Here is a 20,188-nt window from a genome sequence, read left to right as displayed (position 1 = left end):
AGCCCCCGCCGAGGGGTGCGGGGGCTCGTGCATGGGCCGAGTGGCCATGGTCACCAGGGCAGGAAGACGTGCACGTCCTTGCCGTCGTCGTTCGTCACCACACTGACCTGCGTGCACAGCGTCTGCACCAGGTACCAGCCGATGCCCCCGCCGCCGCGGCTCGGGTGGAAGGGGCGCGGACTCGGCGGCGTGGTGCTCGTGTCGTGCAGGACGACATGCACCCCGTCGAAGGTGCGCCGCAGTTGCAGCTCGAAGGGGCCCGGGGCGTACTGCACCGCGTTCGCGGCCAGTTCTGTGACGATGAGCACGATGTCGTGCCAGCACTCCTCGGCGGAGGGCGGCTGGATTCTGGCCAGCGCCCGGAGGAAGTCCTCCGCGGCCAGCCGCGCCCCTGTCACGTCCCGTGGCTCGCCCTCGAAACGTGTCGTGCGGTTCGGCATATCTCGGGTGGTCAGCGCATTGTCCCAACGCGGCTCGGTTGCCATGTCCCATCCACTACCCCGGCGACAGCAGGGCGGTCGTCCCTTCTTGTGAGCGTTCCTTTGCCATCTGGAGGGTTCCCTGGGGTCAGGAAGGTACGCGTCCCGATCCCATCGGCACCAGCGGGCCCCGAGGTGACGCCACTGGCGGACCCCGTCCCACGCGCCTCATCGAAAACGTATTCGTTTCGCGGCGGCATGCGGCCCCGCCGACCGGGGCACCCGGACGGCCGTAGCAGACCAACACCCCCTACTCCGGGAGAAACTGATGTCGAGTTACGGCAGTTCCCCCGCCGCGTCCTCCGGTTCGCGCACCAACGGCCTGGCGATCGCCGGCCTCGTCTGCGGCATCCTCGGCGTGTTCCTCGCCAGCGTGATCCTGGGCCCGCTCGCGATCGTGTTGGGAGCCGTGGGCCTGCGCCAGGCACCCGTCAAGGGGGGTGGCGGCATGGCCAAGGCCGGTGTGGTGCTCGGCATCATCGATCTCATCATCTTCGTGGTGCTGATCTCGGTGGCCGCCTCCCACGGCGGCTTCAGCTGGTACGTCGGCAGCTGACCGGGCCGCGCCCCGGCACACGATCCGTGCTTTACGCCCGGCCTCGGCCGGCGTGCGGTGGCCGTCCCGTGTCACCGGAACACATCGTCGGAGTCGTCCCAGGCGGGCGGCTCCGACGCATGCTGACGGGCCGGGCGTGAGCGGGCCGCGTACATCGCCTCGATCTCGGCGGCGTACGCCCGCACGATCGCGTCCCGGCGCAGCTTCAGTGACGGGGTCAGCAGCCCGCTCGCCTGGTCGAACGGCTCCGGCAGCACCCGGAAGACACGCACCGACTCCGAACGCGACACCGCGCTGTTGGCCGCGGCCACGGCCCGCCCGATCTCCTCGCGCAGCGCGTTCTCCTCACGCGTCTCCCGCAGCGGATGGCTGCCCGGCAGCGTCAGCGAGCGCCGCCAGTGCGCCAGGAACTCCGGGTCCAGAGTGATCAGCGCACCCACGCACGGCCGGTTGTCGCCCACGACGACCGCCTGGTGGACGAGGGGATGCATCCGCAGCCGCTGTTCCAGGAAGGCCGGCGCCACGCTCTTGCCGCCGCTGGTGATGATCACCTCCTTCTTCCGCCCGGTGATCGTCAGATACCCCTCCTCGTCCAGGCACCCGAGGTCACCGGTGGCCAGCCAGCCACCGCGCAGCACCGACCGGCTGGCGTCCCGGTTCCCGACGTAGCCCTGGAACAACGACGGCCCGCGCACGAGGATCTCGCCGTCCCCGGCGATCCGGATCTCCATGCCGGGCAGGGCCTGCCCGACCGTCCCCGCCTTCTCCCGGCCCAGCGGCTGCATGGTGATGCCGCCGCCGGTCTCGGTCAGCCCGTACCCGTCGTGCACATAGATGCCGATGCCCTCGTAGAACAGGGACAGCTCCCGGTGCAGCGGCGACCCGCCCGACGTCGCCCGCGTCACCCTGCCGCCCAGCGCCCCCCGCAGCCGCCGGTACACGGTCCGCTCGTACAGCGCGTGCTGCAGCCGCAGGTCGAACCCGGGCCCCGGGCCGCGGCCCGTGCGCTGCCGCTCGCAGGCCGCCGCGAAATCCCGCGCCGTCCGCGCCGCCCGCTCGAAGAGGGCACCGCGGCCGGCCCGCTGCGCGGTGCGCAGGAACATCTTGTACACCTTCTCGAACACCGACGGCACCGCGTAGAAGTACGTCGGGCGCAGCGTGCGCAGCGCCGACGACAGCGCCTCCTCGCTCATCTCCGGCTCGTGCCCCATCAGCACCCCGCCGCGCAGGCACAGGCCCTGGATCATCAGGCCGTACACATGCGAGAACGGCAGGAAGGCGAGCACGGACGGCTGCTGCCCCGGCGGCGCCGCCGTGTGCCCCCAGCCCGCCAGCAGCGTGTCACAGGGGTGCGCCAGCGCCCGGTGGCTCAGCGCGCACCCCATCGGCCGGCCCGAACTGCCGGAGGTGTACGCGACGACCGCGGTCGAGTCCGGCAGCACGAGCCGGCGCAGCGAGTCCACCGTGGTCGCAGCGATCGGCGCGCCGCGCTCCGCCAGCTGCTCGAGCGCCCCCGCGTCCAGCTGCCACACGTGCCCCAGCCGCGGCAGCGCGGCGCACACCGATCCGACGGTCATCACGCTCGGCTCGTCCTCGACGACGACGCCCACACACCCCGCGTCGCGCAGGATGAACGCCACCTGGTCCCGGGACGCCGTCGGATACACCGGCACCACCTCGGCCCCCACCGCCCACAGCGCGTGGCACAGCACCGTCCACTCGTAGCGGGTGCGCGCCATGATCGCGACGCGGTCGCCCGGCCGGATCCCGGACGCCACCAGTCCCCGGGCCACGCCGAGCACCTGGTCGCGCGCCTCCACGGCGGTGACCTGGTCCCAGCCGCCGTCGGCGCGGCGGCGCGCCAGCACGGGGAGCACCGGGTCGCGGTCGGCGGCGGCGAAGACACTGTCGGCCAGCCCGCCGGTCAGCCGGGCGACGGGCGGGGGAGCGAGGGCGGGCTCGGGCATGCGCTGCTCCAGGGATGGCGGGCGGCTCCGCCGCTGACCTGCGGGACCACCCAGGTCGGCGGTGGAGGGACTCTAGCCCCGCCCGGCCGCGCGCGGTGCCCGGTTCGCGGAAGTGATGCGGCTTCGTTGATCTCGCCCGGTATGGGGGACTCGGAGGGCATGAGTTTCACGAACCCCGACCCGGAACCGGAACGCACCACCGGCCTGGAACCGGGCGGCGGCGTCCCCCCGGGCGAGACCCCGCCCGCGGAGAGCAGCCTGCCCGAAGCCGGCCCGCGCGAGGTGCACAACCCGGCCAAGGGCTGGGCGAAGGCCCCGCTGGTGCTGATCATTGTCCTTGTGGTGCTGGTCGCGGCCTTCTTCCTGGCCTACGCCCTCTCCCTGGCCCTGTGACCTCCCGTGGGCCCCGCCCGACGCCGCGCCGGGCGGGGGCCTCAGGCCTGCGTGTGCCGTACGCACTCCGCGGGGGGCCTCAGGCCTGTGTGTGACGTACGCACTCCGCGACCACGTCCCGCAGGCTGCCGGTGCGCTCCAGCATCGCGCGCTGGATCCGGGCGCCGTTGCCGTCGCGCAGCAGCCGCTCGCACGACTCGCGGGCGCACTCCAGGTCCCCGCTGTCGGCGAGGGCCTCCTCGACATGGTCCAGCAGCGCCTGTACGACCTCCTCGGCGGGCGCCGGCCGCATGGTCGCCGGATGCACCAGCTCGCCGTCGAGCCCGGAACGCGCCGCCCGCCAGGCGGCCAGCCGCAGCATGCTGACGCTGTACCCGGCCGGCTCCACCCCCGCCCGCCACTGGCGTGCGGCCGTCTCGGCCAGCCCCCGCACCAGCGTGGCGACGAGCACCGCCGTGTCCGCGTGCAGACACACGTCCGAGACCCGGACCTCCACCGTCGGGTACCGCTCCGAGAGCCGGGCGTCGAAGTAGACCATCGCCTTGTCGAGGATCACCCCGGTCGCGACCATGTCGTCCACCCGCTGCCGGTATCCCGCCACCGACCCGAACAGCTCGGTCGGTCCCGCCGAGGGCCAGCGCCCCCACACCCGGCTGCGATAACTGCGGTAACCGGAGTCCCGGCCCTGCCAGAAGGGCGAGTTGGCGCTCAGCGCGGACAGCACCGGCAGCCAGGGCCGGATCCGGTCGACGACGGCCACGCCCTCCTCGTCGGAGTCCACCGACACATGGACGTGGCAGCCGCACACGAGCTGCTCCCGGGTGGCGATGCCGTACTGCTCGGCCATCCACTGGTAGCGCTCGTTCATCCCGATCGCCGGGCTGACCGGCAGCGGGGACGTGGCCAGCGCCGCGACCGTGCAGCCGATGCTCTCGGCGTGCCGGGCCGCCTCCTTGCGGCACCGCACGATCTCCTCGCGCAGCTCCGCCATTCCGGACTGGGGCCGGGTGGCGAACTCCAGCATCTGGTCGTACAGCTCCTTCTCGAAGACCTCCTGACCGGCGTCCTCCTGCTCGGCCCGGGCCAGCGCGGCCGCGGACAGAGCCTTGGGATCACCGGTCTCCGGGTCGACGAGGAGCAGTTCCTCCTCCACACCGACTGTGCGCACCTTCAGGCCGCCCTTCCTGGCCGAGCCGCTACGGGACGCACAGTCGGGTTCCCCGTGATCGTCAGATGGAACGCGGAGGATACGCCGACATCCACACCGTCGCCAGCGGAGGCAGCGTGACCCGGATCGTCCCGTCCTCCGGCTTGACCGGCTCACGGAGCGTGACGTCGCCGCCGCCGTACTTCGCGGCGTCGGTGTTCAGCACCTCCTGCCAGGCCGTGACGTCGTCACCGACGTGCAGGACGTAGTCATGGCGGACGACGGGCGAGAAGTTCGACACCGCCAGCAGCGGGCCGCCCTCGGCGTCGTAGCGCACGAAGGCGAACACGTTGTCCTCGGCGGCGTCACAGGCCACCCAGCGAAAGCCCGCCGGGTCGGTGTCCCGCTGCCACAGCGCGGGCGTGCCGAGATACCGGGTGTTCAGATCGCGCACCAGCTCCTGCACGCCGCGGTGGTCGCCCGCCGCCATGTGGCCCGGGTCCATCAGCCACCACTCCGGTCCGTGCTCCGCGTTCCACTCGCCGCCCTGGGCGAACTCCTGCCCCATGAACAGCAGTTGCTTGCCCGGGTGGGCCCACATGAAGCCCAGGTAGGCGCGGTGGTTGGCGCGGCGCTGCCACCAGTCGCCCGGCATCTTCGACACCAGCGCCTGCTTGCCGTGCACCACCTCGTCGTGGCTGATCGGCAGGACGTAGTTCTCGCTGTAGGCGTACACCATCGAGAACGTCATCTCGTGGTGGTGGTACTTGCGGTGGACCGGCTCCTTGCTCATGTACTGCAGGGAGTCGTGCATCCAGCCCATGTTCCACTTCAGCCCGAAGCCGAGGCCGCCGCTGTCGGTGGGCCGGGTCACGCCGTCCCAGGCCGTGGACTCCTCGGCGATCGTCACGATTCCCGGGCAGCGCCGGTAGAGGGTGGCGTTCATCTCCTGCAGGAACGCCTTGGCGGCCAGGTCCTCGTTGCCGCCGAAGACGTTCGGCGTCCACTGGCCGTCCTCGCGCGAGTAGTCGAGGTAGAGCATGGAGGCGACGGCGTCCACCCGCAGACCGTCGATGTGGAACTCCTCGCACCAGTACACCGCGTTGGCGACGAGGAAGTTGCGCACCTCGGTACGGCCGTAGTCGAACTCGTACGTCCCCCAGTCCGGGTGCTCCGCCCGCTGGTCGTCCCCGGGTTCGTACAGCGGATCCCCGTCGAAGCGGGCCAGCGCCCAGTCGTCCTTCGGGAAGTGCGCCGGCACCCAGTCCATGATCACGCCGATGCCGGCCCGGTGGCAGGCGTCGACGAAGTGGCGGAAGTCGTCCGCGGTGCCGAGCCGCGGCATCGGCGCGTAGTAGGACGTGACCTGGTACCCCCAGGACCCGCTGAACGGATGCCCGGCGACCGGCATCAGCTCCACGTGCGTGAAGCCCAGGTCCTTGACGTACGCCGGCAGCTCCTCCGCGAGTTCGCGGTAGGTCAGCCCGGGCCGCCAGGACGGCAGGTGGACCTCGTAGACCGAGAACGGAGCCTGGTGCACCGGCACGTCACCGCGGTGCGCCATCCAGTCCGCGTCGCCCCACTCGTAGCGCGACGCCGTCACGATCGACGCCGTGTCCGGCGGCACCTCCGTGCACCGCGCCATCGGGTCGGCCTTCAGGAACCGGTGCCCGTAGCGTGAGGTGATCTCGAACTTGTACCGGGTGCCCTCGCCGACGCCGGGCAGGAACAGCTCCCACACCCCGGACGAGCCGAGCGAGCGCATCGGGAACTGGGTGCCGTCCCAGTAGGTGAAGTCCGCGGCGACCCGCACGCCCTGCGCGTTCGGCGCCCACACCGTGAACCGGGTGCCGGCCACGCCCTGGTGCGTCATCGGCTCCGCGCCGAGCGCCTTCCACAGCTGCTCGTGCCGGCCCTCCCGGATCAGATGCAGATCCAGCTCGCCGAGCGCGGGCAGGAACCGGTACGGGTCCTCCACCACGTACTCGGCGTCCTCGTACGCCACCGCCAGCTTGTAGTCCGGCATCTTCTTCAGCGGCAGGACCGCCGAGAAGATCCCGTCGCCGTCCGAGGCCAGCGGGTGCCGCTTGCGCCCGATCACCACGCTGACGGCGCGGGCGAACGGGCGCAGCGCCCGGAAGAGCACCCCGCCCGGCACCGGGTGGGCGCCCAGCAGGGCGTGCGGATCGTGATGGGCACCCGCCAGCAGCCGCCCCCGGTCGGCCGGGTCCAGGTCGGTGCCCGCTGTGCGGGCCGGGCCCGACGGCTCGGGGAGTGAGGTGTCGCGCAGCGCCACGGGTCAGTCTCCTCTCACGGCGAGTCGTTCGATCGCCGCCATGGGTACGGGAAGCCAGGCAGGACGGTGCTTGGCCTCGTAGAGCACTTCGTACACAGCCCTGTCCGTCTCGTAGGCGCGCAGCAGGGCGTGTTTCTTGCGCGGATCCCAGCCCGCCCGCGCGGCATAGCCCGCGCAGTAGGCCTCCCGGCAGCGGCGCGCCCACTCGGGGCGCCACGGCCGGCGCTGGCGGGCCGCGTAGTCGAAGGAGCGCAGCATGCCGGCGATGTCCCGCACCGGCGAGTGCGTGCTGCGCCGCTCGGCCAGCGGCCGTGACGGTTCGCCCTCGAAGTCGATGACGAACCACTCCCGTCCGGCGCGCAGCACCTGGCCCAGGTGCAGGTCGCCGTGGATGCGCTGGGCCGGCGGCCCCGGGTCGCAGGCGACGAGCGCGCCGAACGCCGCCCGCAGCCCCGGCACGTGCGGACGCAGCGCCTTGACCTGGTGGGCGGCCGCGTCCAGCCGCTCGGTCATCGCCGCCGCCAGCCGGGCGTTCTCCGCGTGACCGCCGGCCGGGAAGGCAGCGGCGAGCGCGAGGTGCACCTCGGCGGTGGCGGCGCCGAGCGCGCTCGCCTCCGCGGTGAAGTCCTCACCGCGGGAGAGGGCCTGCAGGGCCAGCGTCCAGCCGTCGGCGGCGTTCGGCAGGAACGGCTGCAGCACCCCCAGCGTCGCCTCCTGGGGCTGGTTGGTGCGCACCCACGCCACCGGGGCCGGCACTCGTGCGCAGCCCTCCCGGGCGAGCGCCAGCGGCACTTCCAGGTCCGGGTTGATGCCGGGCTGGATGCGCCGGAACAGCTTCAGGATGAACGCGTCGCCGTACACCAGCGACGTGTTGGACTGCTCGGCGTCCAGCAGCCGGGGTGCGAGACCGGACGGGATCGGCACCGACGGGTCGGAGTCGAACAGCAGCGGTCCGAGCGTCCCGGTGCGCCGCATCCGCTCCAGCAGCAGATGCGCCGAGCGCGGGTCCAGCAGCGCGTCGTAGACCGTGAGACCGGCCATCGGGCCGCTCTCCGCCCGCCCGATCAGTGCCTTGCCGAGCCGTGGCGAGAGATGCTCCTGGAAGCCGAGCAGCAACTGGTAGCAGTCGCCGCCGGCCGGGGGCGTCCCGCCGGGCGCCGGCACACCGGCGTGCGGCGCGGGCGACCCGGCGTGCGCGGCATGGATGAGCACATGCAGGCAGCCCGGGAACAGCTCGGTCATCGACAGCAGACGCAGATCCGTGACCGGCCGGTCCTTCCCGGCGAACCAGCGTTGCCGGGGCAGCCACTCGCGCAGCAGACCCGCGAGCGAGTCCAGATGCAGAGCGACGCCGGTACTGCTCGGCTGGAGGGATGCGGTCTTCGGCATGGTGACGCGTCCTTTCCTCGGCGCGCTACTGTCGGCGGCCGATGCGGGATGCGACTCGGGCGAGCCGGAACCAGTAGAAGCCGTGTCCTGCGATGGTGAGCAGGTAGGGCAGCTCTCCGATGGCGGGGAAACGCACACCGCCGAAGAGTTCGACCGGATGGCGGCCGTTGTAGGCCCGCAGGTCCAGCTCGGTGGGCTGGGCGAAGCGGGAGAAGTTGTGCACGCACAGCACGAGGTCGTCCTCGTACTCGCGCAGGAACGCCAGGACGGCGGGGTTGGAGGAGGTCAGCTCCGTGTACGTCCCCAGTCCGAAGGCCAGGTTCTGCTTGCGGATCTCGATCATCCGGCGGGTCCAGTGCAGCAGTGACGACGGCGACGCCATGGACGCCTCGACGTTGGTGACCTGGTAGCCGTAGACCGGGTCCATGATCGTGGGCAGACAGAGCCGTCCGGGGTCGGCCGTGGAGAAGCCGGCGTTGCGGTCCGGTGTCCACTGCATGGGGGTGCGCACGGCGTCGCGGTCGCCGAGCCAGATGTTGTCGCCCATGCCGATCTCGTCGCCGTAGTAGATGATCGGCGAGCCGGGCAGGGACAGCAGCAGGGCGGTGAACAGCTCGATGGTGTTGCGGTCGTTGTCCAGCAGCGGCGCGAGCCGGCGGCGGATGCCGATGTTGGCGCGCATCCGCGGGTCCTTGGCGTACTCGGCCCACATGTAGTCGCGCTCTTCGTCGGTGACCATCTCGAGGGTCAGCTCGTCGTGGTTGCGCAGGAAGATGCCCCACTGGCAGCCGTCCGGGATCGGCGGGGTCTTCGCCAGGATTTCCGACACGGGATAGCGGGATTCCCGCCGCACGGCCATGAAGATGCGCGGCATGACCGGGAAGTGGAAGGCCATGTGGCACTCGTCGCCGCCGGCGCTGTAGTCGCCGAAGTAGTCGACCACGTCCTCCGGCCACTGGTTGGCCTCCGCCAGCAGCACCGTGTCCGGGTACATCAGGTCGATCTCGCGGCGCACCCGCTTCAGGAACTCATGGGTTGCCGGAAGGTTTTCGCAGTTGCTGCCTTCCTCCGCGTACAGATACGGCACCGCGTCCAGCCGGAAGCCGTCGATGCCGAGGTCCAGCCAGAACCGCAGCGCGGCCAGGATCTCCTCCTGCACGGCCGGGTTCTCGTAGTTCAGGTCGGGCTGGTGGGAGAAGAAGCGGTGGAAGAAGTACTGCCCCCGCACCGGGTCGTACGTCCAGTTGGAGGCCTCGGTGTCGACGAAGATGATCCGGGCGTCCGGGTAGCCCTTGTCGTCGTCGGCCCACATGTAGTAGTCGCCGTAGGGGCCGTCGGGGTTCTTGCGCGATTCCTGGAACCACGGGTGCTGGTCGCTTGTGTGGTTCATGACGAAGTCGATGACCACGCGCATGCCGCGCTGGTGGGCGGCGTCGGTGAACTCGACGAAGTCCGCGAGGTCGCCGAACTCGGGCAGCACCGAGGTGTAGTCGGAGACGTCGTAGCCGCCGTCCCGCAGGGGCGACTTGAAGAAGGGCGGCAGCCACAGGCAGTCCACGCCCAGCCACTGGAGGTAGTCGAGTTTGGCGGTCAGTCCCTTGAGGTCGCCGACGCCGTCGCCGTTGCTGTCCTGGAAGGAGCGGACGAGGACCTCGTAGAAGACGGCACGCTTGAACCAGTCGGGATCCCGGTCCTTGGCCGGGGTGTCCTCGAAGGTGTCCGGGACGGGCGAGTTGACGGACATGGGGCTGATCGACCTCCGTTTCGTGGGGTGGCTCACCGGACGTGGAACACGTGGGCCGGCGTCCGACCGGGGTCGAGACGCACGTAGTTGGCGCGTCCCCAGCGGTAGGTCGCACCGGTCAGTTCGTCGTGCGCGGACAGCTCGGCGTGCCAGTCGAGGCCGAGGTGCGGCATGTCCAACGAGACCGTGGTCTCCTGGGTGTGGTGCGGGTCGAGATTCACCACGACTAGCACCGTGTCGTCGCCCTCGCGTTTGCTGTAGGCGATGACCGCGTCGTTGTCGGTGGTGTGGAAACGGAGGTTGCGCAGCCGGCGCAGCGCCGGGTGGCCGCGCCGGATGTCGTTGAGGCGGGTGATCAGCGGGACGATGGTGCGGCCCTCGCGCTCGGCGGCCTCCCAGTCCCGCGACACGAGCTGGTACTTCTCGGAGTTCAGGTACTCCTCGCCGCCCTCCTTCAGCGGGGTGTTCTCGCACAGCTCGTAGCCGGAGTAGATGCCCCAGGTGGGGGAGAGGGTCGCGGCGAGCACGGCACGTACCTCGAAGGCGGGACGGCCGCCGTGCTGGAGGTAGCCCGGCAGGATGTCCGGCGTGTTGGCGAAGAAGTTCGGCCGCATATAGGTGGCGGCGTCGCCGGACAGCTCGGTGAGGTACTCCGTCAGCTCCTGCTTGGTGTCGCGCCAGGTGAAGTACGTGTACGACTGCTGGAAGCCGATCTGGGCCAGGGTGTGCATCATCGCCGGGCGGGTGAACGCCTCGGCCAGGAAGATCACGTCCGGGTCGGAGGCGTTGACGTCCGCGATGACCCGCTCCCAGAACACCACCGGCTTGGTGTGCGGGTTGTCCACGCGGAAGATCCGCACCCCGTGGTCCATCCAGTGCCGCAGGACGCGGACCGTCTCGGCGACCAGGCCGTCCATGTCGGCGTCGAAGGCGATCGGGTAGATGTCCTGGTACTTCTTCGGCGGGTTCTCCGCGTAGGCGATCGACCCGTCGGGGCGGTGGTGGAACCACTCCGGGTACTTGTGCACCCAGGGGTGGTCGGGGGAGCACTGGAGCGCGAAGTCGAGGGCGATCTCGAGCCCGTGGGAGCGGGCCTGGTCCACGAACCAGTCGAAGTCCTCGATCGTGCCCAGGTGCGGATGCACGGCGTCGTGCCCGCCCTCGGAGGAGCCGATCGCCCACGGCACGCCCACGTCGTCCGGCCCGGCGGTGAGGGTGTTGTTCTTCCCCTTGCGGAAGGTGGTGCCGATCGGATGGATCGGCGGCAGATAGACGACGTCGAAGCCCATCGCGGCGATCTTCGGCAGCCTTCGGGCGGCCGTGCGGAACGTGCCGTGCGGCTGCTCGGGGGTGCCCTCCGAGCGCGGGAAGAACTCGTACCAGGACCCGAACAGCGCCCGCTCCCGCTCCACCAGCAGCGGCATGGCCTTGGACGCGGTGACCAGTTCACGCAGCGGATGGCGGGCCAGGACCTCGTCGACCTCCGGCGCCAGCGCGGCGGCGTAACGCTCCTGCACCGGCAGCGAGTCGTTCAGCAGCGTCTTCGCGGTCTCCCGCAGCAGGGTGCGCGCCGGGCCGCGCGGCGCCCGGGCCGCCGCCCGCTCGAACAGCTGGCCGCCCTCCTCCAGCACCAGACCCGTGTCGATGTCCGCCGGGATCTTGATCGCCGCATGGCGGCGCCACGTGGTGAGCGGGTCGCTCCACGCCTCCACGGTGTACGTCCAGCGGCCCTCGGCGTCCGGGGTCACCTCCGCGCCCCAGCGGTCGCTGCCCTCGGCCAGTTCACGCAGCAAGGTCCACGGCCCCTTGCGGCCGTCCGGGCCGCGCAGGACGACGTTCGCGGCGACCGCGTCGTGCCCCTCGCGGAACACGGTCGCGGTGACCAGGAACGTCTCGCCCACGACCGCCTTCGCCGGTCGCCTGCCGCACTCCACGCGCGGATGGACGTCCCGCACGGGGATACGGCCGATGGGTCTGGTGGACTTCATCGTGAACCTCCTGCGTGCTCGAAGCCTGGCCTGGGCCCGGCTGGTGGATGTCCAAGCTGCACCGGAGGAGGGCTAGTGCTCCGCCGGGAAACGCCGGGCGGAGTGCGATCCACTCCTGCGCGCCACGTTTTTCGCCCGCCGTCGCGGGCTGCCCTTCCACAGGGAGGTGGCCGCGTCCGACCGCAGATAGCGTTCGGCGGCGTCGGCGGCCTCCCGTGCGCAACGCTTGCCCATCAGCACGCACAGGGTGTATCCGGTGTCCTCGAAGGTGGCCCGCACCGCGCTGTCGGCCGGCGAGGCGAGCATGGCCCGCTCCCACGCGCGGTAACGCTGCAAATGCCTGGCGACTTCGGCTTTCGCGGGTAGCAGCATGGCGCTGTTCACCTTCCGGGAGTGCGAGAGGTACGACGCCCGACGGACGGGCCGGCCGCGCACGCAGAGGGGCATCAGCCGAAAAACCTCTCGTGGCCTTCACTTATGGTGCACGTGGGATGACCCACCGTCCTGTTGGATCTTGGCCGTGGTGTGCTCGTGTTGCACGAATGGCGTATCACCCTCAGTGTTGGGGGTGACTCAGAAGCGAACATCGCTCACGCTTCGTGTTCGGGGTTCCGCCCGCCAGGGCGTTAGGAGCTTGGGCGTCGCCGGTGAGGAGCCAACGACGATGAAGACCGCAGTGCCCTGCTACTACCACCTCGACGTGGAAGTCAGCCCGGAACGGGTCGGACAGGTCAGGCGCATTCTGGCCGCGCACCTGAAGTACTGGGATCTGGAGAACCTGGTCGAGCCCGTGTGCCGCAGCACCGAGATGCTGCTGCAGGCCATCGACGAACACGCCACCGACAAGAACACCTCCATCGAGATGTGGTGGAACGGTCACCACCTGATCACCGCGATCGGCGAGAACGACTGCGACCTGCGCCCGGACCAGGACCTGCGCAGCTGCCTGGAGCGCATCGCGGCGAGCAGCGACGGGTGGGGGTGCTGCGCCACCGACACCGGCAGCAAGGTCATCTGGTTCTCTCAGCGCGCCCGTGTCAGCGACCGCGAACCGCTCATCCCGACGACCCCGGCCCCGGCCCTGCGCGAGATGCTCCAGGTGCCGCGCGCGCTGCGGACCGTCGCCCTGGCCGGCGAGACGGTGGGCGACGTACTGGAGGCCAGCCGGTGACGACCACCGACCCGAAGAAGAAGGCAGGGGTGCCCGTGTGGAGCGGGCACCCCTACCCGCTAGGTGCCGTCCACGACGGCCAGGGCACCAACTTCGCGCTGTTCAGCGAGGTCGCCGAACGCGTCGAACTGATCCTCGTCGACGACCGCGGCGCCCACCGCAGCGTCCCGCTGAGCGAGGTGGACGGCTTCGTCTGGCACGCCTACCTGCCCGGCGTCGGCCCCGGCCAGCGCTACGGCTACCGGGTGCACGGGCCGTGGGCGCCCACCATGGGGCACCGCTGCAACCCGGCGAAGCTGCTGCTGGACCCGTACGCACGGGCCGTCGACGGCCAGATCGACAACCACTTCTCGCTGTACGAGCGCAACCCCCACGGCCCCGACCCGGCCGACAGCGCCGGGCACACCATGCTCGGCGTGGTCACCGACCCGTACTTCGACTGGGGCGACGACCGGCCGCCGCGCACTCCTTACGCCGACAGCGTGATCTACGAGGCGCACGTGCGGGGCCTGACCCGCACCCACCCCGACGTGCCGCCCGAACTGCGCGGCACCTACGCCGGCCTCGCGCACCCCGCGGCCCTCGAACACCTGACCTCACTGGGGGTGACCGCCGTCGAGCTGATGCCGGTCCACCAGTTCGTGCAGGACGGTGTGCTGCAGGACAAGGGCCTGGCGAACTACTGGGGCTACAACACCATCGGCTTCTTCGCGCCGCACAACGCCTACGCCGCCCACGGCAGCCGGGGCCAGCAGGTCGCGGAGTTCAAGTCGATGGTCAAGGCGATGCACGCGGCCGGCCTCGAAGTGATCCTCGACGTCGTCTACAACCACACCGCCGAGGGCAACGAGAAGGGCCCCACGCTGTCCTTCCGCGGCATCGACAACGCCTCCTACTACCGCCTCGTGGACGGCGACTTCGCGCACTACTACGACACCACAGGCACCGGCAACAGCCTGCTGATGCGCCACCCCTACGTGCTGCAGCTGATCATGGACTCGCTGCGGTACTGGGTGACGGAGATGCACGTCGACGGGTTCCGCTTCGACCTCGCTGCCACACTGGCCCGGCAGTTCCACGAGGTGGACCGGCTGTCGGCGTTCTTCGACCTGATCCAGCAGGACCCGGTGATCAGCCGGGTCAAGCTGATCGCCGAGCCGTGGGACGTCGGCGAGGGCGGCTACCAGGTGGGCAACTTCCCGCCGCTGTGGTCGGAGTGGAACGGCAAGTACCGCGACACGGTACGTGACTTCTGGCGCACCGAGCCCGGCTCGCTCGGCGAGTTCGCCTCCCGCCTGACCGGCTCCTCCGACCTCTACCAGCACAGCCGGCGCCGGCCGCGCGCCAGCGTCAACTTCGTCACCGCGCACGACGGTTTCACCCTGCGTGACCTGGTCTCCTACAACGACAAGCACAACGAGCCCAACGGCGAGGGCAACCGCGACGGCGAGAGCCACAACCGGTCCTGGAACTGCGGCACCGAGGGCGAGACCGCGAACCCCGCCGTCCTGGAACTGCGCGCGCGCCAGCAGCGCAACCTGCTGGCCACGCTGCTGCTGTCGCAGGGCATCCCGATGCTCTCCCACGGTGACGAACTCGGGCGCACCCAGCGCGGCAACAACAACGCCTACTGCCAGGACAACGACACCTCCTGGATCGACTGGCGGCTCACCGACGAGCAGCGCGACCTGGCCGACTTCACCCGCCGCCTCATCCGCCTGCGCGCCGAGCACCCCGTGCTGCGCCGCCGCCGTTTCTTCCGCGGCGAAACGGCCACCAACGCCGACCAGCCGCTGCCCGACCTCGTCTGGCTGCTGCCGGACGCGCAGGAGATGACCGACGAGGAGTGGCAGCGCTCCGACGCCCACTGCATCGGCGTGTTCCTGAACGGCGACGCCATCGCCGAACCGGACCGCTACGGCCGCCCGGTCGTCGACGACTCCTTCCTCCTGCTGCTCAACAGCTACTGGGAACCGGTCGTCTTCACCCTCCCCGACACCCTGTACGGCGCCCGCTGGACGGCCCGCATCGACACCGCCGAACCGGACGGCGTCCCCGAGGAAACCGAGTACAAGGCGGCGACGGACGTCACGGTCGCCCCCCGCAGCCTGGTCGTCCTCTCCCGCCCGGCCCGAGGCCGGAGAAACCCGAGCCCGCCCCCGGAACGCAGCTGACGCTCGAAAAGGCGCCGCCGCCCCCAGGGGCGGCGGCGCCTTTTCGACGGCCAAGGACCCCCTCAGCCCCTTCTCAGCGGAGCGTCACGCGAGGTGATCGTGAACTGCGCCCCGTCCGGATCCCGCAGCACCGCCTCATCCGCCCCCTTGCCCAGCACGCTCCCGCCGTGCTGTTCCGCCGCCAGCGCGCACGCCGTCACGTCGGCGACGGCGAAGTGGACCTGCCAGTGCGGACGGATCGTCGGATCGGGTGCGGCCTCCAGCGCGCCCGACTCGATCCGGGCCACGATCTCCCCCTCGCTGCGCAGCACCACCTCGTTGCCCTCGTAACCCACCTCGCAGCAGCCGGGCAGCCGCGAGGCCCAGTCGAGGATCTCGCCGTAGAAGATCGCCGCGTCGAACGCGTCGCGGGTGTGCAGCCGGATGAAGGCCGGCGCGGCCTGCCGCCAGCTCTCCCAGTTCGTGAAGAGCTCGCCCTCCCAGATGCCGAACGTCGCCCCGTCCCGGTCCGCGATCAGCGCGGCCCGTCCCGGCGGCAGCGAGATCGGCCCGACCGCCACCGTCCCGCCGCGCTCGCGTGCCCGCGAGACGGCCTCGTCGGCGCTCGGCACCGCGAAGTACGGCGTCCACGCCACCGCCATCTGCCACATCGTGGCGACCGCGGCGATCCCGGCGACCGGCACGTCGTCGGCCAGCGCGATCCGGAACCGGTCACCCAGCTTCCCCTTGCGCCACTTCCATCCCAGCACCGCCGAGTAGAAGTCCTGGGTGGTGTCCAGGTCGCGGCTGGTCAGGCTGACCCAGCAGGGCGCGCCGAAGACGTGGTGGGACGAGACGACCTCTGTCGCTCGTGGGGAGGGGGGCGTGTCGTGGTTCATGGCGCTCGCGTCCTGATCTCTTCGTCCGGTCGGCTGCCGGTCCACCTCCAGTGTCCGACCGGATCCCCGCGGGCCGCCTGTCGAAAACCCCCGGTGGCGCCGGGCGACCCCCGGGGGCAACGTGGGAGAGGTGGCACGAGTACCGCGGGACCCGGACGACGAAACCGGTCGGCTCTTCGAGCTCCAGGAAGAAGTGGATCAGCTCAAGGAAGCGGTCACCTCGCACGCCGTGGTCGACCAGGCGATCGGAATGATCGTGGCCCTCGGCCGGATGTCACCCGATCAGGGCTGGCAGGTCCTGAAGGACGTCTCCCAGCACACCAACATCAAGCTGCGCAACGTCGCGGAGCTGATCCTGATCTGGGCGCGCAACGGGGAGATGCCGCAGCAGATCCGCGCGGAGCTGGAGGACGCACTGGACCGCCACGGCCCCACCCAGATCCCAGGGACGCCACCGATCGGGTGACGCCCCTGTGCATCTCCTTTGCCCGGGCCCGGGCCCGGGCCCGGCCCCGCGTCACTGGCGCTCGGCGAGGATCTCCTCGCGCAGCTGGGCGAAGCAGCCGCTGAGCAGCCGGGAGACGTGCATCTGGGAGATGCCCAGCTGCTCGGCGATCCGGCTCTGCGTCATGCCCTGGAAGAACCGCAGGTAGAGGATGGTCCGCTCGCGCTCCGGGAGCGCCTGCAGACACGGCTTGACGGCCTCGCGGTCCACGACGGTGTCGAAGCCCGGGTCCGGTCCGCCGAGCGCGTCCCCGAGGGCGTAGCCGTCGGTCCCCGGCATCTCCGCCTCCAGCGACAACGCGGAGAAGCATTCCAGCGCCTCCATGCCGGTGCGCACCTCCTGCTCGGTGAGCTGGGCGTACGCGGCGATCTCGGCGACGGTGGGCGGCCGTCCCGGGATGGTCTGGCCGAGTTCCTTGACCGCGCGGCGGACGCGGTTGCGCAGGTCCTGTACCCGGCGCGGCACATGCAGCGTCCACATGTGGTCGCGGAAGTGCCGCTTGATCTCGCCGGTGATCGTCGGTACGGCGTACGCCTCGAAGGCGCCGCCGCGGTCCGGGTCGAAGTGGTCGACGGCCTTCACGAGTCCCAGGGCCGCGACCTGGTACAGGTCCTCGAGGGACTCCCCGCGGCCGCGGAACCGGACGGCGATCCGCTCGGCCATGGGCAGCCACAGGCGGACCAGCTCGTCGCGCAGAGCCCTGCGCTCGGTGCCGTCGGGCAGCGTCGCCATCCTGGCGAAGTCCGCGGCGGTGTCGGGGGCGTCGTCGTGCGGATGCTGCTGCGTCCTGATGGCGGTACGCATCGATGCGCGCCTCCCTCAGCGGATGCTGGGTGGACAGACACCGTGGGACGGGCGCGCGGACCGGACATGGAGGGCGTCGGGTCCGAGTACACCGGGCCCACGGAGGTGCCTCCTGTCCGAAGCACTGAGAAGCAGATTCCCTGCTTCCATACGAGTGAAACCCGTTTCGTGAAGAACGTGATGATTTGCGACCGGGCGGCAGTTGCTGCGGGAGCCTCCGCGTCTCTTGACCCGCCTTTGGTCGGATTACCTCTGACACAGAGCTAATCTCGGAGTTGTGGACCACGACTCCCTCCCGGAAGACCTCGCCGGCGCCCTGGTCGGCGTGCACCGGCTGACCCGGCGCCGGCTGCGCGCGGGGCTGACCGCCCCACGGCTGCGCGGCGCCGAGGTCGAGCTGCTGCGGCTGGTCCAGGCGCGGCCCGGCATCGGGATCTCCGAGGCGGCCAAGGAGCTGTACCTCGCGGGCAATTCCGTCTCCACGCTGGTCAATCATTTGGCCCGGGACGGCTACCTGGTCCGCGAGACCGATCCCGCCGACCGGCGCGCCGCCCGCCTGCTGCCGACCGACGCCGCCCACAAGCGGCTGCGCGACTGGCAGGAGCGCCGCGCCGCACTGCTGGACCGCCACCTCGCCGGGCTGCCCGAGGCCGACCGTGAGGCGCTGCGCGCCGCGGTGCCGGCGTTGCGGCGGCTGGCCGAAAGCCTGAGTCAGGAGGGGGAGACCCCATGACCGACCCCAGGACGGGCCCCATGACCGAGCCCACGACCGGCCCCGTGGCCGAGGCCGCGACCGACGCGGTGACAGGGCCCGCGACCGACGCCGCGACAGGACCCGTGGCCGACGCCGCGACAGGATCCACGACCGACGCCGCGACCGGTCCCGTCGGCGACGCCGTCACCTGTGCCGGCCTGGTGTACGCCTTCGGTACCACGAAGGCGGTCGACGGGCTCGACCTGACCGTCCGGCAGGGCGAGGTCTTCGGGCTGCTCGGCCCGAACGGCGCCGGCAAGACCACCGCGATCCGCTGCCTGACCACCCTGCTCCCGGTCCCGCCCGGGACGATCCGCGTCTTCGGCCACGACGCGGCCCGCGAGCGGATGGCCGTACGGCGGCTGCTCGGCTACGTCCCGCAGCAGCTGTCCGCCGACGCGAGCCTGACCGGCCGGGAGAACGTGGCCCTGTTCGCCCGGGTCTTCGACGTGCCGCGCCGCGAACGCGCCGCCCGGGTCGCGCAGGCGCTGGCGGCCGTCGACCTCGCCGGTGCGGCCGACCGGCTCGCCGGCACCTACTCCGGCGGTATGGTCCGCCGCCTCGAACTCGCCCAGGCCCTGGTCAGCGCACCCCGTCTGCTGATCCTCGACGAGCCGACCATCGGCCTGGACCCCATCGCCCGCACCGGCGTGTGGGAGCACATCAACGCCGTGCGCGCCGCCACCGGCATGACGGTCCTGGTGACCACGCACTACATGGACGAGGCCGACCAGTACTGCGACCGGGTCGGCCTGATGCACCACGGCCGTATCCGGGCCCTCGGCACCCCCGCCGCGCTGCGCGAGGGGCTCGCCGAGCGGCGCGGCACGGCGACGCCGGCCACGCTGGAGGACGTCTTCCGCGACGTCGCCGGCAGCGGCCTCGACGACACCTCAGGAGACTTCCGCGATGTCCGATCCACCCGCCGCACCGCCCGCCGCGTCGGCTGACCCCGTCTTCGGCCTCCTGCTGCGGCCGCCCGAGCCGAGGGCGCCCTGGCGGCTGCTGCCCGCCCGGGTGTTCGCGATGTGCGCGGTCGAACTGCAGAAGCTGCGCCACGACCGCACCGAGCTGTACACGCGGGCCGTGCAGCCCGCCCTCTGGCTGCTGATCTTCGGTCAGACCTTCACCCACATCCGGGCGATCCCGACCGGTGGCATCCCGTACGTCGACTACCTGGCGCCCGGCATCATCGCCCAGTCCGCGATGTTCATCGCCATCTTCTACGGCATCCAGATCATCTGGGAGCGCGACGCCGGAGTTCTCAACAAGCTGCTGGTCACGCCCACTCCACGCGCCGCGCTCATCACCGGCAAGGCATTCGCCGCCGGGGTCAAGGCACTTGTGCAGGCGGTCGTCGTCCTCGTCATCGCCGCGGTGCTCGGCGTCGCACTGACCTGGAACCCGCTGAAGCTGCTCGCCGTGGCCGCGGCCGTGGTCCTCGGATCGGCCTTCTTCTCCTGCCTGTCGATGACCATCGCCGGCATCGTGCTCAGCCGCGACCGGCTGATGGGCTTCGGGCAGGCGATCACCATGCCGCTGTTCTTCGCCTCCAACGCGCTCTACCCGGTCTCCGTCATGCCCGGCTGGCTCCAGGCCGTCAGCAAGGTCAACCCGCTCAGCTACCAGGTCGACGCCCTGCGCGGCCTGCTGCTGGGCACTCCGGCCCACCTGGGCACGGACTTCGCGGTGCTCCTGGTGGCCGCCGCGCTCGGGATCACGGCCGCCTCCTCGCTGCTGGGCCGGCTGGCCCGTTGATCGAACGGGCTGGGCGGTCCGCGATCAACACGGCGTCCGCGGCTGTCGATCAAGCAAGATGATCATGGCCGCCGACGTGATGTGCGGCACGCCCCCGAAAACCGGTCGAACGACCGGAAACCGATTGTCCCTGCGCACGGCTTGATCACCGGTCACCGCGGCGGAATCCCCTGGCCACAGCCCAT

The 20,188-nt window shown here is 71.0% G+C and carries 18 protein-coding genes; 8 read left to right on the top strand and 10 right to left on the bottom strand.

The features are described 5' to 3' along the window. Positions 1–50 precede the first annotated feature (50 nt). Positions 51–485, bottom strand: coding sequence for an ATP-binding protein (locus AC0B9F_RS13175; protein ID WP_472001867.1), 435 nt, complete (start codon positions 483–485; stop codon positions 51–53). Positions 486–747: 262 nt separating this feature from the next. On the opposite strand from AC0B9F_RS13175, the gene AC0B9F_RS13170 reads away from it, so the two are divergent. Continuing rightward, positions 748–1,035, top strand: a complete 288-nt coding sequence (locus tag AC0B9F_RS13170) for a DUF4190 domain-containing protein (RefSeq protein WP_472001865.1) — start codon at positions 748–750, stop codon at positions 1,033–1,035. Positions 1,036–1,106: 71 nt separating this feature from the next. Here the strand turns inward: AC0B9F_RS13170 and AC0B9F_RS13165 are convergent, their stop codons facing one another. Beyond that, positions 1,107–3,002 carry an AMP-dependent synthetase/ligase gene (locus tag AC0B9F_RS13165; protein ID WP_472001863.1) on the bottom strand — a complete coding sequence of 632 codons (1,896 nt, stop codon included), beginning with the start codon at positions 3,000–3,002 and terminating at the stop codon, positions 1,107–1,109. Between the two features lie 159 nt (positions 3,003–3,161). Between AC0B9F_RS13165 and AC0B9F_RS13160 the strand changes: the two genes are divergently transcribed. Then, complete coding sequence (locus AC0B9F_RS13160) at positions 3,162–3,395, top strand: DUF6480 family protein (RefSeq protein ID WP_472001861.1); 234 nt, start codon at positions 3,162–3,164, stop codon at positions 3,393–3,395. A 79-nt stretch (positions 3,396–3,474) separates the two neighbouring features. Here AC0B9F_RS13160 and AC0B9F_RS13155 read toward each other — a convergent pair whose 3' ends face one another. The 6 genes from AC0B9F_RS13155 to AC0B9F_RS13130 all read right to left on the bottom strand — a co-directional run bounded on the left by AC0B9F_RS13155 (position 3,475) and on the right by AC0B9F_RS13130 (position 12,331). Beyond that, the gene (locus tag AC0B9F_RS13155; protein WP_472001858.1) at positions 3,475–4,563 is read right to left on the bottom strand and encodes a glutamate--cysteine ligase 2; all 1,089 of its coding nucleotides are present in this window, start codon (positions 4,561–4,563) and stop codon (positions 3,475–3,477) included. 61 nt (positions 4,564–4,624) lie between these two features. Then, positions 4,625–6,838, bottom strand: coding sequence for a 1,4-alpha-glucan branching enzyme (gene glgB, locus AC0B9F_RS13150; RefSeq protein WP_472001856.1), 2,214 nt, complete (start codon positions 6,836–6,838; stop codon positions 4,625–4,627). 3 nt (positions 6,839–6,841) lie between these two features. Next, positions 6,842–8,227 (bottom strand): maltokinase N-terminal cap-like domain-containing protein, encoded by a 1,386-nt coding sequence (locus tag AC0B9F_RS13145; protein ID WP_472001854.1) that lies wholly within the window; start codon positions 8,225–8,227, stop codon positions 6,842–6,844. A 25-nt stretch (positions 8,228–8,252) separates the two neighbouring features. Further along, positions 8,253–9,971 carry a maltose alpha-D-glucosyltransferase gene (treS, locus tag AC0B9F_RS13140; RefSeq protein WP_472001852.1) on the bottom strand — a complete coding sequence of 573 codons (1,719 nt, stop codon included), beginning with the start codon at positions 9,969–9,971 and terminating at the stop codon, positions 8,253–8,255. A 32-nt stretch (positions 9,972–10,003) separates the two neighbouring features. Beyond that, positions 10,004–11,959 carry an alpha-1,4-glucan--maltose-1-phosphate maltosyltransferase gene (locus tag AC0B9F_RS13135; protein WP_472001850.1) on the bottom strand — a complete coding sequence of 652 codons (1,956 nt, stop codon included), beginning with the start codon at positions 11,957–11,959 and terminating at the stop codon, positions 10,004–10,006. Between the two features lie 72 nt (positions 11,960–12,031). Next, a complete protein-coding gene (locus tag AC0B9F_RS13130; protein ID WP_472001848.1) occupies positions 12,032–12,331 on the bottom strand; it encodes a DUF5133 domain-containing protein in 300 nt (99 codons plus the stop codon). A gap of 292 nt (positions 12,332–12,623) precedes the next feature. Here AC0B9F_RS13130 and AC0B9F_RS13125 point away from each other — a divergent pair, with 292 nt between their 5' ends. After that, on the top strand, positions 12,624–13,130 hold the full coding sequence (locus AC0B9F_RS13125) for a pep a2 (protein WP_472001846.1): 507 nt from the start codon (positions 12,624–12,626) through the stop codon (positions 13,128–13,130). Next, on the top strand, positions 13,127–15,304 hold the full coding sequence (glgX, locus tag AC0B9F_RS13120) for a glycogen debranching protein GlgX (RefSeq protein WP_472001844.1): 2,178 nt from the start codon (positions 13,127–13,129) through the stop codon (positions 15,302–15,304). Before AC0B9F_RS13125 ends, glgX begins: the two co-directional genes overlap by 4 nt. Positions 15,305–15,366: 62 nt before the next feature. On the opposite strand, the gene AC0B9F_RS13115 is transcribed toward glgX, so the two are convergent. Beyond that, the gene (locus AC0B9F_RS13115; protein ID WP_472001842.1) at positions 15,367–16,182 is read right to left on the bottom strand and encodes a VOC family protein; all 816 of its coding nucleotides are present in this window, start codon (positions 16,180–16,182) and stop codon (positions 15,367–15,369) included. Between the two features lie 130 nt (positions 16,183–16,312). Here AC0B9F_RS13115 and AC0B9F_RS13110 point away from each other — a divergent pair, with 130 nt between their 5' ends. Next, positions 16,313–16,648 (top strand): ANTAR domain-containing protein, encoded by a 336-nt coding sequence (locus AC0B9F_RS13110; RefSeq protein WP_472001840.1) that lies wholly within the window; start codon positions 16,313–16,315, stop codon positions 16,646–16,648. A gap of 51 nt (positions 16,649–16,699) precedes the next feature. On the opposite strand, the gene AC0B9F_RS13105 is transcribed toward AC0B9F_RS13110, so the two are convergent. Further along, entirely contained in the window at positions 16,700–17,491 is a 792-nt protein-coding gene (locus AC0B9F_RS13105; protein WP_472001838.1) for an RNA polymerase sigma factor SigF, read from the bottom strand. Between the two features lie 277 nt (positions 17,492–17,768). Here AC0B9F_RS13105 and AC0B9F_RS13100 point away from each other — a divergent pair, with 277 nt between their 5' ends. The 3 genes from AC0B9F_RS13100 to AC0B9F_RS13090 are packed head-to-tail and all read left to right on the top strand — an operon-like array spanning position 17,769 to position 20,003. Beyond that, the gene (locus tag AC0B9F_RS13100) at positions 17,769–18,224 is read left to right on the top strand and encodes a MarR family winged helix-turn-helix transcriptional regulator (protein WP_472001836.1); all 456 of its coding nucleotides are present in this window, start codon (positions 17,769–17,771) and stop codon (positions 18,222–18,224) included. 20 nt (positions 18,225–18,244) lie between these two features. Further along, the gene (locus AC0B9F_RS13095; RefSeq protein WP_472001834.1) at positions 18,245–19,195 is read left to right on the top strand and encodes an ABC transporter ATP-binding protein; all 951 of its coding nucleotides are present in this window, start codon (positions 18,245–18,247) and stop codon (positions 19,193–19,195) included. Beyond that, positions 19,155–20,003 (top strand): ABC transporter permease, encoded by an 849-nt coding sequence (locus AC0B9F_RS13090; protein ID WP_472001832.1) that lies wholly within the window; start codon positions 19,155–19,157, stop codon positions 20,001–20,003. The genes AC0B9F_RS13095 and AC0B9F_RS13090 overlap by 41 nt, the downstream gene beginning before the upstream one ends. The last annotated feature ends 185 nt before the right edge of the window (positions 20,004–20,188 follow it).

Source organism: Streptomyces sp. NPDC097129, assembly GCF_055668065.1.
The sequence above is the reverse complement of the archived record's forward strand: the minus strand, read 5'-3'. Positions and strand labels throughout refer to the sequence as shown.